The organism is Rhodococcus sp. C-2, from assembly GCF_027854095.1.
GTDB lineage: Bacteria > Actinomycetota > Actinomycetes > Mycobacteriales > Mycobacteriaceae > Rhodococcus_F > Rhodococcus_F qingshengii.
In genome coordinates this window covers 30,929-42,583 of record NZ_JAQGFI010000027.1, presented here as the reverse complement: position 1 = coordinate 42,583, position 11,655 = coordinate 30,929, and the positions used below count along the sequence as shown (strand labels likewise).

Annotated in this window: 11 protein-coding genes; 7 read left to right on the top strand and 4 right to left on the bottom strand. The window is 61.9% G+C overall.

Going from position 1 to position 11,655, the window contains the following annotated elements; genetic code table 11:
• The 3 genes from PCS43_RS32760 to PCS43_RS32750 all read right to left on the bottom strand — a co-directional run.
• On the bottom strand, positions 1–572 hold a 572-nt coding region (locus PCS43_RS32760; protein ID WP_270923240.1), incomplete at its 3' end, for a beta-ketoacyl synthase N-terminal-like domain-containing protein.
• Positions 569–1,231, bottom strand: coding sequence for a 3-oxoacid CoA-transferase subunit B (locus PCS43_RS32755; RefSeq protein ID WP_007726396.1), 663 nt, complete (start codon positions 1,229–1,231; stop codon positions 569–571). The genes PCS43_RS32755 and PCS43_RS32760, both read right to left, overlap by 4 nt.
• Entirely contained in the window at positions 1,228–1,995 is a 768-nt protein-coding gene (locus PCS43_RS32750; protein WP_178377363.1) for a CoA transferase subunit A, read from the bottom strand. Before PCS43_RS32750 ends, PCS43_RS32755 begins: the two co-directional genes overlap by 4 nt.
• A gap of 167 nt (positions 1,996–2,162) precedes the next feature.
• Between PCS43_RS32750 and PCS43_RS32745 the strand changes: the two genes are divergently transcribed.
• Complete coding sequence (locus PCS43_RS32745) at positions 2,163–2,942, top strand: IclR family transcriptional regulator (protein ID WP_063314910.1); 780 nt, start codon at positions 2,163–2,165, stop codon at positions 2,940–2,942.
• A 17-nt stretch (positions 2,943–2,959) separates the two neighbouring features.
• Here the strand turns inward: PCS43_RS32745 and PCS43_RS32740 are convergent, their stop codons facing one another.
• The gene (locus PCS43_RS32740) at positions 2,960–3,541 is read right to left on the bottom strand and encodes a helix-turn-helix domain-containing protein (protein WP_042453490.1); all 582 of its coding nucleotides are present in this window, start codon (positions 3,539–3,541) and stop codon (positions 2,960–2,962) included.
• Positions 3,542–3,653: 112 nt separating this feature from the next.
• On the opposite strand from PCS43_RS32740, the gene PCS43_RS32735 reads away from it, so the two are divergent.
• The 6 genes from PCS43_RS32735 to PCS43_RS32710 all read left to right on the top strand — a co-directional run bounded on the left by PCS43_RS32735 (position 3,654) and on the right by PCS43_RS32710 (position 11,623).
• Positions 3,654–5,057: an MFS transporter gene (locus tag PCS43_RS32735; RefSeq protein ID WP_161120327.1), complete on the top strand. Its 1,404-nt coding sequence runs from the start codon at positions 3,654–3,656 to the stop codon at positions 5,055–5,057.
• Between the two features lie 109 nt (positions 5,058–5,166).
• Complete coding sequence (locus tag PCS43_RS32730; RefSeq protein ID WP_042452401.1) at positions 5,167–7,074, top strand: alkyl/aryl-sulfatase; 1,908 nt, start codon at positions 5,167–5,169, stop codon at positions 7,072–7,074.
• Between the two features lie 17 nt (positions 7,075–7,091).
• Entirely contained in the window at positions 7,092–8,072 is a 981-nt protein-coding gene (locus tag PCS43_RS32725) for a linear amide C-N hydrolase (RefSeq protein ID WP_054780862.1), read from the top strand.
• A gap of 104 nt (positions 8,073–8,176) precedes the next feature.
• Positions 8,177–9,508, top strand: coding sequence for an MFS transporter (locus PCS43_RS32720; RefSeq protein ID WP_209907833.1), 1,332 nt, complete (start codon positions 8,177–8,179; stop codon positions 9,506–9,508).
• Positions 9,509–9,554: 46 nt separating this feature from the next.
• Positions 9,555–10,751: an anhydro-N-acetylmuramic acid kinase gene (locus tag PCS43_RS32715; protein WP_209907835.1), complete on the top strand. Its 1,197-nt coding sequence runs from the start codon at positions 9,555–9,557 to the stop codon at positions 10,749–10,751.
• The gene (locus PCS43_RS32710) at positions 10,748–11,623 is read left to right on the top strand and encodes a MurR/RpiR family transcriptional regulator (protein WP_003941452.1); all 876 of its coding nucleotides are present in this window, start codon (positions 10,748–10,750) and stop codon (positions 11,621–11,623) included. The genes PCS43_RS32715 and PCS43_RS32710 overlap by 4 nt, the downstream gene beginning before the upstream one ends.
• The last annotated feature ends 32 nt before the right edge of the window (positions 11,624–11,655 follow it).

The window sequence follows — 11,655 nt, the reverse complement described above, 5'->3', positions numbered from 1 at the left end:
GCCGCGTTCTGGTGTGAGGCGGCGGCGAAGGCGTCCTGCTCGGCGCGGGTGATGTGGGCGGTTTCTTGTTGGTTGACCTGTTCGGTGAGCAGGCCCATGGCCTGGTCGGTGAAGATGTCGTGGAGGCCGTCGTAGGCCATGTGGTCGCGGAGGGTGACGTCGCCGTATTTGAAGCCTTCGCGGCTTTTTTCGAGCATGTGGGGTGCGCGGGACATCGATTCCTGCCCGCCGGCGACGACGATGTCGAATTCGCCGGCGCGGATGAGTTGGTCGGCGAGGGCGATGGCGTCGATGCCGGAGAGGCACACTTTGTTGATGCTCAGGGCGGGGACGTTCATGGGGATGCCTGCGGCGACGGCGGCTTGGCGGGCGGGCATCTGGCCGGCGCCGGCGGTGAGGACCTGTCCCATGATGACGTAGTCGACCTGTTCGGGTGCGACTGAGGACTTGTCGAGGGCGCCTTTGATGGCGATGCCGCCGAGGTCGGACCCGGAGAGGTCTTTCAACGATCCGAGGAGTCGACCCATCGGGGTACGAGCTCCCGCAACAATCACAGTGGTCGTGTCGGTCATGCCAGTTCAACTTTCAGTTCGGTGCCGGTTGCGGCGACTACGTCTTCGACGCTGACATCGGGGGCGAGTTCACGCAGGACGAGTGGACCTTCTTCGCTCACGTCGATGACGGCGAGGTTGGTGATGATCCGATTCACCACGCCCTGGCCGGTGAGCGGCAGGGTGCACGCGTCGACGATCTTGGGGTTGCCGTCGCGGTCGTTGTGCTCCATGACGACGATGACACGCCGGGCACCGTGGACGAGGTCCATTGCGCCGCCCATGCCCTTGACCATCTTGCCGGGGACCATCCAGTTGGCGAGGTCACCCGTCTTCGACACCTGCATACCGCCGAGGACTGCGGTGTCGATGTGGCCGCCGCGGATCATCCCGAACGAGAGGGCCGAATCAAAATATGCCGCACCGGGGTTGACGGTCACGGTCTCTTTGCCGGCGTTGATGAGGTCAGGATCGACGTTGTCCTCGGTGGGATACGGTCCGGTGCCGAGAATTCCGTTCTCCGAGTGCAGGACCACACGAACGTCCGAGCCCAGGTATCCGGGAATCAGTGTGGGAAGGCCGATTCCGAGATTGACGTACTCCCCGTCGATCATCTCTGCAGCCGCCCGCGCTGCCATCTGCTGGCGCGTCCAACCCGTCACTGTCACTGGTGCGGTCATCGTGAGGTTCCTTCCGAAGCGCTGACGGTTCGCTTTTCGATTCGCTTGTTCTGAGGGCCGGTGTGGACTACGCGCTGGACGAAGACCCCAGGTAGATGCACCGATGCCGGGTCGATTTCACCGGGCTCGACCAGACGTTCCACCTGCGCGATGGTGACCCGTCCCGCCATCGCGGCGAGCGGGTTGAAGTTCATCGCGGTCTTGTCGAACACGAGGTTGCCGTCGGTGTCTCCGAGAACAGCGTGCACGAGTGCGTAGTCGGCGTTGATCGCCTCTTCCATTACGTAACGCTTGGTTCCGAAGACGCGAGTCTCCTTCGGAGGCGATGCAATAGCGATCGAGCCGTCGGCGTCGTAGCGCCATGGCATTCCGCCGTCGGAGATGGGGCTACCCACTCCGGCCGGTGTGAAGAATGCGGGGATTCCGGTTCCGCCGGCGCGCAGACGCTCGGCGAGCGTGCCCTGCGGCGTCAGTTCCACTTCGAGTTCGCCGGCCAGGTACTGCCGGGCGAACTCCTTGTTCTCACCGACGTACGACGCGGTCACCCGTCGGATACGGCCGGCGCTCAGCAAGATTCCGAGACCGTGATCGTCGACACCGCAGTTGTTGGAGAACACCTCGAGGTCGGTTGCACTCGTAGCTGCGATCGCGTCGATCAACACGTCGGGGATGCCGCACAAGCCGAATCCGCCGACGGCCAGCGTTGCGCCGTCGACGATGTCGGCGACCGCCTCCGCTGCGGACTCGTACACCTTTGCTGTCATGTTCTCTCCCTGCCAAGCGTTCATTGAGTAGACACTCACTCACTTCGATATCCAGTGAACTATCTCCAGTTCACAGGTTCAAGGAATCTCGAACATCAACCGAGAACTGATCGACTACTGATCGTCTGAAGGAATTTCGTTCATTGAATGGACGCTAGGATGGCTGCATGCCAACTCACGGGCAATCGCCGGCCATGGTCGCGCGGGTGGCTGCACTTCTGCGAGCCCTCGGCGCGTCCGAACCAACGGGCACTTCCACCACGGAATTGGGCAAGGTCACCGGCCTCGCTCGGCCCACTGCGCACCGACTGCTCACGTCCCTGGCTGCCGAAGGACTGGTCGACCGTGACGCACGAACCGGTCGGTGGTCTCTCGGCCCGGAGTTGTACCTCCTGGGGGCGGCGGCCGGAAATCGGTACGACATCACCGACCGGGCTCGCGACGTCGTCGACGAACTTGCCCGGGTCACGGGGGAGAGCGCCTTCCTGTCGGCACGCCGAGGTGACGAGACCGTCTGCATCCTGAGTCAGGAAGGCAGTTTTCCACTGCGATCTCACGTGCTGCACGAGGGGAAGCGATTCCCGTTGGGGGTCGCGTCGGCGGGGCTTGCCATCTTGAGCCATCTACCGACGCGGGACGTCGACGACTATTTCGCCCGAGTGAATCTGGAATCGGAATGGGGTGAGATCCACAGTGAGGCATCACTCCGTGAGCGAATCGAGTCGACGCGTGTCACCGGGTACGCGGTCAATCCAGCCCTCATCGTCGAGGGAAGCTGGGGGATGGGTGCCGCGGTGTTCGATCGCAACGGTCGCCCGGCCTGGGCGCTGAGCCTGACCGGAGTGGAAACACGCTTCCGGCCCGCGCGTCATGCCGAGTTGGGAACGCTACTCCTCGAGTATGCTCATACGTTGTCGAACCGACTGAAAACACATGCAGTGAACTAGCTTTCGATAAACACGCTTTAGGCAGGAGCGTTCTTTACCTTCGTGCGCACGTGTGCCTTCTCGCCTTGCGGGCCGAACAGGTGCAAGATCTCCACCACCTGTTCATCGGCAGGCCCGAACCAATGGGGCTCGGCAGTGTCGAACTCCGCGACTTCCCCGGGGTGCAGGACAACCTCGTTCGCCCCCAGGATGAGACGCAGATCCCCGGCGAGGACGTAGAGCCATTCGTAGCCGGCGTGGGTGACGAGCTTCGGTGGACGCGGCCCGATCACCTGCTTGAAGACCTGCACTCGGCCGGGATAGCGCGTCAACGGAACGACGGCACTGCCGTTCTTGCGTCGGCTCGGGGTGAGATGGACCCGAGGATCGCCCGTAGCGGGGGCGCCGACGAGTTGGTCCAGCGCGACCCGGTGCGCTCGGGCAAGCGGCAACAGCAGATCGAGGGTGGGACGACGCTTACCCGATTCGAGGCGTGAGAGTGCGCTGACGGAGATGCCGGTGGCTTCGGACAGGCCCTCGAGGGTCAATCCGCGATCGCGTCGGAGCGTGCGCAGTCTCGGTCCGATATCGGTGATCAACTGCTCGAATTCAGCATCCATGCTGTCCATCTTTGCAGTTTCCGCAAAATTTCTACCGGCTTCGGACGCTGGAGAGCAACGATCCTTTCGACAGTCGAGTACGGCAGAGCACTTCGAGAGATGGAGTCCGACCATGAAACCTTCGAGCGGGATCGAACCGCAAGTGATCGGACTCGATGCAGGGCGGCGATGGGGCATCCTGGCGATCTGCTGCACGAGCCTGTTCGTCGTCGGGTTGGACACCACCATCGTCAACGTGGCCCTGCCGACGATCGGTGAGGGATTTCGCGTCGGAACCCGTGGTCTGGAATGGGTCGTCAACGCATACACACTCGTCCTGGCGAGCTTGCTGATCTCGTCCGGAGCAGTGGCCGATCGTTTCGGCAGGAGACGAGTCTTTCAGATCGGGCTCGTCGTCTTCGGGGTGGCGTCGATTGCCTGCGCGCTCGCTCCGTCCGTCGAGATGTTGATCGCGGCGCGGATCGTCCAAGGCGTCGGCGGGTCGATGCTCAGTCCGGTTGCCTTGGCGATCGTCGTCAACGTGATGACCGACCCGAAGGAGCGGGCCAAGGCAATCGGGGTGTGGGCCGCGGTCTTCGGCCTGAGTATGGCGGCAGGGCCGATCGTCGGCGGCGTGCTCATCGAAAGTTTCGGCTGGCGATCGGTTTTCTGGATCAACGTGCCGGTGATCTTGGCCGTGCTCGTCTTGACTGCTGTGTTTGTACCGGAGTCCCGAGCGCAGCAGTCGCGACGTCTCGACCTTCCCGGTCAGTTGCTACTGGTGATTCTTGTCGGCGGGGCGGTCGCCCTTCTGATCGAGGGTCCGCGAATCGGATGGTTCTCTGCCGCGGCGACGGCAGGGTATGTCGTTGTTGCTGCAGCGTTGGCCGCATTCATCCGCGTCGAATCACGCAAGCGCGAGCCGCTGATGGATCTGGCGCTCTTTCGCCGCAGAACGTTCTCGTCGGCTGTGATCGGCGCTGTCGTGGTGTTCGTGGCGTTGAACGCGACGCTACTGCTCGGCACGTTCTACTTGCAGCACTCCCGCGGTATGAGTCCGGCCCTGGCCGGCGCGATCACCCTCCCGATGGCTGTTGCGGCAACGGTCTGCGCGCCGTTGTCCGGAATACTCGTCGGACGCTTCGGCCCGCGGCGGCCGCTGCTGATCGCCGGTAGTTTCACGACGCTCGGTGGACTGTGCCTGGTCTCGCTCGACAACAACACGGCGATTCCGATGCTGTTGGCCGCTTACCTGTTTCTCGGTATCGGATTCGGGTTCTCTAATGCCCCCATCACCAACACCGCCGTCAACGGGCTGCCGAGATCGCAGGCGGGGCTTGCCGGTGGAATAACTTCCAGTGCACGCCAATTCGGTGCCGCTCTCGGTGTGGCGCTGGCCGGCGGCATTATCGGCGGCAGTGCATCGGTAGATGTCGCGCAGGCATCGAGGTCGGGATGGATCCTGGTTGCCGGATGTGGGATCGCAGTCCTGTTAATTGCGCTCGCATCTCGGAATTCCGAGGAACTCCCCGGCTGATCACCTCGCGCGTTCGTGGGAGCTTCACCCTGCGCGGGTGATTCCAAGCGCGTGCCCAACCGATACAGATGATGGGGTATCAGATCGTCGTATCCGAGCGGGGAGTGCCATGTGCCAGACACCTAAGGACGCAACACCGGCCACAGTCACGGCGAATCGCGAGGCAGTCGCACGGTATGCCATGGACGACCGGCAGGATTTTGCCGACGCGGATCGAGGGTTGATCGCTCCGTTGCCGGGCAAGGTTGTCGCCGATGACGGGCATACGGTCTTCGATCCCGATGCGATGGCATACCTCGGTGACGATGTTGCCGCGCCGGAGACAGTCAATCCGAGCCTGTGGCGTCAAGGACAACTGATGCGCCGAGGTGGTCTGTATCAGGTGACGGATCGCCTTTACCAGGTACGGAACAACGACCTGGCAAATTTGACGGTTGTCGAAGGTGGCGAGGGACTGATCGTCATCGACTGTATGGCGGGGGTCGAATCGGCGCGCCAGGGTATGAAGATGATTCGTGAGCACGTCAGCGACAAGCCAGTTTCGGCGATCATCTACACGCACACCCACATCGACCACTACGGCGGAGTCAAAGGGATCGTCGATCTGGACGACGTGACGTCCGGGCGAGTTCCGATCATCGCACCGGGCACGATCGCGTCGTTCGACAAGTTCGCGATCGGGGAAAACGTCGTCGCCGGAAATGCCATGGCGAGACGGTCCTTCTACGCCTTCGGTGGATTGCTCGATCTCGATGCCAAAGGGATGGTTACCTGCGGCATCGGCACGATCAGCACGAAAGGTCCACTTGTCTCGTATATTTCCCCCACTGACAGCATCACGGAGACCGGAACGAAGCGTGAGATAGCCGGTCTGGAATTCGAGTTCCTCTACGCGCCGGATACCGAGGCCCCGGAGGAAATGCACATCTGGATCCCCGAACTCGCCGCGCTGACCTGTGCGGAGAATGCCAATCATTCGCTCCACAACATCCAGACCTTAAGAGGTGCGCGCACTCGCGACGCTCGGAACTTCGCGCGGTATCTGGACGAGACTCTCGAGCGGTGGGGAGACGACGCGGCTGTTCACTACGGACCGCACACGTGGCCGGTGTGGGGTAACGAGAACCTGGTGCCGTTCATCGAATCGCAAAGGGACACTTACAAGTACATTCACGACCAGGCACTCCGTCTCGCGAACAAGGGGTACACGCCGCTCGAAGCTGCCGAGGTGATCGAACTACCGGACGAACTCGGGCGCAAGTGGTACAACCGCGGATATCACGGCACTCTGCACCACGACGTTCGCGCCGTGTACACCAAGGAACTGGGAATGTGGGACGGCGATCCGGTGTCGCTTCATCCTCATCCGCCGGTCGAATCGGCGAAGAGGTTCGTCGATCTCCTTGGCGCGCAGAAGATCCTGGACGAGGGTAAGCGGGCATTCGACGCCGCGGACTACCGATGGGCGGCAGAGATCCTGCACAAGTTGGTGTTCGCGCAACCGGAGAACGCCGAAGCGAGGAACCTGCAAGCCGACGTCTACGAGCAGATGGGCTATCAAGCCGAAGGGCCGCAGTGGCGTGGGATCTATCTCTCGGCCGCCCTGGAGCTCCGTGAAGGCGCCCAGCCCGCCCCGTATGTCACCGCGAGCCAGGACAGTGTCCTCGCGATGCCCATCGACATCCTCTTCGACTTCGTCGCAATACATCTCATCGGCGACAAGGCCACCGACGCGGAACTGCGGATCGATTTCGTGTTCACCGATCGCGGCGACGAGGCATGGACTGCGTGGGTCAAGCGCGGCGTCCTCAACGCACGTAAGGGCGCGTCACCGAACACACAACTGACGGTCTCGGGCCCGAAAGCGGCACTCGTGGGAGCGCTTCTGCAACCGGGCGCGGCCGCCGAACTGGCCAAGGCCGGGCAGATTTCGCTCGACGGAGACGAATCAGCGCTCGAGACGCTGGGAGGGTTGCTCGATACCTTCGATCCCAGTTTCAATATCGTCACGCCGTAACGAAGGGATAGCTTTCGATGTGTACACGCTTGGTCTACTTGGGGCCCAACGACACTGTGATCACTGCTCGATCGATGGATTGGAAGGTCGACCTCGGAACAAACCTCTGGGCATTCCCGCGCGGCATGACCAGAGAGGGCTGTGCAGGTCCGAACTCGATACAGTGGACGTCGAAATACGGAAGTGTTGTCGCGACGGCCTACGACATGTGCACGACCGACGGGGTCAACGAGGCTGGGCTGTCTGCCAATCTTTTGTGGTTGGTCGAGTCCGAGTACCCGACGTATGACGGTTCGACCCCGGGATTGTCGATCGCGGCGTGGGCGCAATACGTCCTGGATCGCTTTGCGACAGTTCAGGAAGCGGTCGAAGTACTCGCGTCGGAACCGTTCACGGTAGTGACCGCTGCCGTTCCCGGCGAAGACCGCCTCGCAACGCTGCACATGTCGCTCTCGGACGCCGGGGGAGACAGCGCGATCATCGAGTACGTCGGTGGACGCCCGACGATTCATCACAGCCGTGAGTACCAGGTGATGACCAATTCGCCGATCTTCGATCAGCAACTCGCCGTCAACGAGTACTGGAAGCAGATCAACGGGACCGTCATGCTGCCCGGAACAAACCGTGCCGCTGACAGATTCGCTCGGGCGTCGTTCTATGTCGATGCGATACCGCAGACGGACGATCCGCGGGCGGCGTTGGCATCCACCTTCAGTGTTATTCGGAATGTGTCGGTGCCCCTGGGGATTTCGACTCCCGATGAGCCCAACATTTCATCGACCCGTTGGCGCACCGTCGTCGATCACAAACGCACGCTCTATTTCTTCGAGTCGGCGATGACGCCCAATATCTTCTGGGTGGACGTGGCGTCGATGGATCTCGCGGAAGGGACACCCGTCCGAAAGCTCGGACTCGGACCGAACGAGAGCACCGTCTATTCCGGTGACTCCACTGACCAGTTCGAACGGGCGGAGGCATTCACGTTCGCGGGAGCATAAGGCTTCGGGGCGTAGTAAAAATCCAATCGTGAAACTTCTTGACATTTCTACTCCGTTCAGATGAAACTTTGTTGCATATTCGGGTTTCGTCAACGGAGGACGGCATGGGCATCACAGTGCAGACACGGAACGATGGTGCGCAGCTCAAACGGCGCAGGGCGCTCGTCGCCGGCTCCGTCGGAAATTTCATCGAGTGGTACGAGTTCGGTGTGTACGGGTTCTTCGCGACGATCATCGCGTCGAACTTCTTCAGCGCCGACGGCTCCGGCGACCTCGAAAGCCTGATCAAGACCTACGCGTCGTTTGCGTTGGCGTTTTTCTTCCGCCCAGTGGGGGCCGCGCTGTTCGGTCGACTCGGTGACCGCATCGGCCGACGTCCCACCCTGGTGATCGTTCTTCTGCTGATGTCGGCTGCGACGACCCTGATCGGTGTGCTCCCCACCTACGAGAGCGTCGGAATTCTGGCACCGCTTCTCTTGACGGTCCTTCGAATTCTGCAGGGATTGTCGGCCGGTGGTGAGTTCGGCGGTGCAGTGTCGGTGATGACCGAGTTCGCTCCGCCCGGACGACGTGGGCTGTACGGCTCGTGGCAGTCGTTCACCGTCGCACTCGGACTGCTCGCCGGTGCGGGGATCGCAGCACTCCTCGCTACTGTCCTCGACTCGGGACAGCTCGGTGACTGGGGCTGGCGCATTCCGTTCCTCCTTGCACTTCCGATGGGTCTGGTTGCTCTGTGGCTCAGGCTCCGCCTCGAAGAAACGCCGTCGTTCGAGCGTGCTCGATCAGTCCAGTCCGAACCGACAGCTGATGAAGCGGCGCCTGTAGTGCAGCCGACTGTCGGAGAGACAGCCAAGGCGATTCTGCTCGGAATCGGGCGGTTGATGGGGTGGTCTGCTGCCGGTTACACGTTCCTCGTCGTGATGCCGACTTATCTTCAGAGTTCACTCAACGCGACTTTCCATCAGGCACTTGTTGCTTCCGTGCTCGCCAATGCGGGCTTCGCGGTGACCATTCCGATCGCGGGTGGACTCAGCGATCGCATCGGACGACGCGCAGTCATGCTCACCGGCACCGTGATAATTCTGGTCTTGGCTCTGCCGCTGCTCAACGTCCTGCAGAACGAGCAGACGTCTCTGACAGCCAAGGGATTTGCAGTGTTTGCCGCCGGCGCCGCAGTGGGACTTGTTGCCGGACCAGGACCCGCCATGCTCTCCGAGATGTTCCCCACCTCGGTCCGGTACACCGGATTGGGACTCGCATACTCCCTGTCCAACGCGGTCTTTTCGGGCTGCGCCGGTCTGATCATCACGTGGTTGATCAAGGAAACGTCCAATCTCGATATTCCGGCCTACTTCGTGATGGCAACATGCGCCGTCAGCGCGATCGCCTTGAGTACCTTGCGAGGGAATGCCCACAAGCGGGCACTCGTCGACTGACCGCAGTTCTTCCGAATGCCGAAACGATGCGAGTAAGGGATATTTCATGAGAGTCATCGGTCTGATGTCCGGTACTTCGTACGACGCTATCGATGCTGCCGCAGCAGACATCCGGATCGACGGGGACACTCTTGTGCTGACCCCACTGGGGATGGTCAGCGAACCGTACTCCGGTGAGTTGCGGGCAGCGGTGGCTGCTGCGGTACCGCCGGCGTCCACCACTGTCGGTCAGATCTGCCAACTCGACACCGAGATCGGACAGGCATTCGCGGCCGTGGCTGCGCGGGCGAACGCGGAACTGTGCGGTGGCAGTGCGGAATTGATCTCCTCACATGGTCAGACGATGTTCCACTGGGTCGAAGGAGCGCAAGTAAAAGGCACTCTCCAGCTCGGGCAGCCGGCCTGGATAGCCGAGAAGACCGGATGCACGGTCGTGTCGGACCTGCGCTCTCGCGACGTGGCGACGGGTGGTCAGGGCGCACCACTTGTCAGCGCATTCGACGTATTGTGGCTCAACGGAAGAACTTCGGGTTCCGTCGCGCTCAATCTCGGTGGCATCGCGAACGTCACTGCTCCGGGAGGCGCTCCGACATCGACGGCAGATGGTGCCGCAGTACCGATTGCCTTCGACACCGGCCCCGCAAATGCGTTGATCGACGCTGCGGTAAGCGAATTCACCGCGGGGGAGCAGTGGTTCGATCTCGGAGGTGCTCTGGGCGCAGCCGGCACACCGAACGTCGATCTGCTCGCACAACTACTGAGCGAACCGTATTACGCGCAGCCCGCTCCCAAGAGCACAGGCAAGGAATTGTTCCATCGGGACTACCTACTCGCCGCACTGCGGGGCTACGAATCCTTGTCTCTGGCCGACATCGTCGCCACACTGACTGCACTGACCGCCCGGACCGTCGCCGATTCCGTCAAAGCACTGACGGCTACCGAAGTGGTGGTGTCAGGCGGTGGCACCAAGAACCCGACGTTGATGGCGATGCTCCGTGACGAACTGGGCGACATCGCGCTTGTCTCTTCGGACGAACTCGGCGTCACCTCCGACATCAAGGAAGCATTGGCTTTCGCGGTTCTCGGCTTTCTCACCGCACACGGATTGCCTGGAAGCATTGCTTCGTGCACCGGTGCACGTCACGCCAGTGTGCTCGGATCCCTGACGCCAGGAAGCCGTGGGCTGCCTAGAATCACATCGGTGCCGTCAGCTCCGAAAACGATGCGAATCGAGGCGTTATGACTTTGGACCGGAGTGCTCCGGCGTCCGTCGACCTGCTTGCTCGTATTCGTGCATCACTGAGTAGCCTCTCGCCTGCCGAGCTGCGGATCGCCGAAATCATCGAAGCCGACCCCAGTCTGGCCTCCACCCTGACGGTCAACGACCTCGCCGAACGAGCGTCGACAAGCACGGCGACAGTGGTCCGCACAGCCAAACGACTCGGTTTCGAGGGTTATCCACAGCTTCGTCTCGCGCTGGCGGCGATCAGCGGGTCCGGTACAGAGAACACGATCCCGCTCGGTGTGGACATCGTTGCTGCCGACTCGGCCGGTGAGGTGATGGCCAAGCTCGCCGAGTTCGAATCCGAACAGCTCAAGGGCACGGCGCAATTGACAGATCCTGCTGCGCTCGAAGAAGTTGTGTCCCGGATTCGATCCGCCCGCCGCGTCGAGGTCTACGGCATCGGCGCCTCTGGCATCGTCGCGCAAGACCTCACGTTGAAGCTCTCTCGCATCGACGTCAACTGCCGGGTTCATCTCGACCGAGACGCGGCCATGGTCAGCGCCAGCTTGCTCGGACCGGACGACATCGCAGTGGGGATCTCACATTCAGGTGAGACTTCGGATGTCGTGGAACCACTTGCCCTTGCCCGTCGAACCGGGGCGTCGACGGCTGCGATCACCGGAGGGGCACGATCGACGCTCGCCGTGCAGTCACATCACGTTCTGCTCACTGCCGGTAGAGAATTCGGTTTCCGATCGGCTGCGATGGCAAGCCGCACCGGTCAGCTGTTGGTAGTCGACACAATTTTTGCGATGGTGGCGCACTCGCTGCCCAGCGCACTCTCTGCTCTACAACGAAGCCATGATGCCATTGCTTCGAAGCGGCACTGACGAGGAGTCGTCGCTGTGAGTACTGACGAGGA

Excerpts from the sequence above, each read along its gene's own strand:
- PCS43_RS32710 (WP_003941452.1), top strand. The coding sequence starts at position 10,748 with ATGACTTTGGACCGGAGTGCTCCGGCGTCCGTCGACCTGCTTGCTCGT.
- PCS43_RS32720 (WP_209907833.1), top strand. The coding sequence starts at position 8,177 with ATGGGCATCACAGTGCAGACACGGAACGATGGTGCGCAGCTCAAACGG.
- PCS43_RS32735 (WP_161120327.1), top strand. The coding sequence starts at position 3,654 with ATGAAACCTTCGAGCGGGATCGAACCGCAAGTGATCGGACTCGATGCA.
- PCS43_RS32730 (WP_042452401.1), top strand. The coding sequence starts at position 5,167 with ATGTGCCAGACACCTAAGGACGCAACACCGGCCACAGTCACGGCGAAT.
- PCS43_RS32745 (WP_063314910.1), top strand. The coding sequence starts at position 2,163 with ATGCCAACTCACGGGCAATCGCCGGCCATGGTCGCGCGGGTGGCTGCA.
- PCS43_RS32755 (WP_007726396.1), bottom strand. The coding sequence starts at position 1,231 with ATGACCGCACCAGTGACAGTGACGGGTTGGACGCGCCAGCAGATGGCA.
- PCS43_RS32725 (WP_054780862.1), top strand. The coding sequence starts at position 7,092 with ATGTGTACACGCTTGGTCTACTTGGGGCCCAACGACACTGTGATCACT.
- PCS43_RS32740 (WP_042453490.1), bottom strand. The coding sequence starts at position 3,541 with ATGGATGCTGAATTCGAGCAGTTGATCACCGATATCGGACCGAGACTG.
- PCS43_RS32715 (WP_209907835.1), top strand. The coding sequence starts at position 9,555 with ATGAGAGTCATCGGTCTGATGTCCGGTACTTCGTACGACGCTATCGAT.
- PCS43_RS32750 (WP_178377363.1), bottom strand. The coding sequence starts at position 1,995 with ATGACAGCAAAGGTGTACGAGTCCGCAGCGGAGGCGGTCGCCGACATC.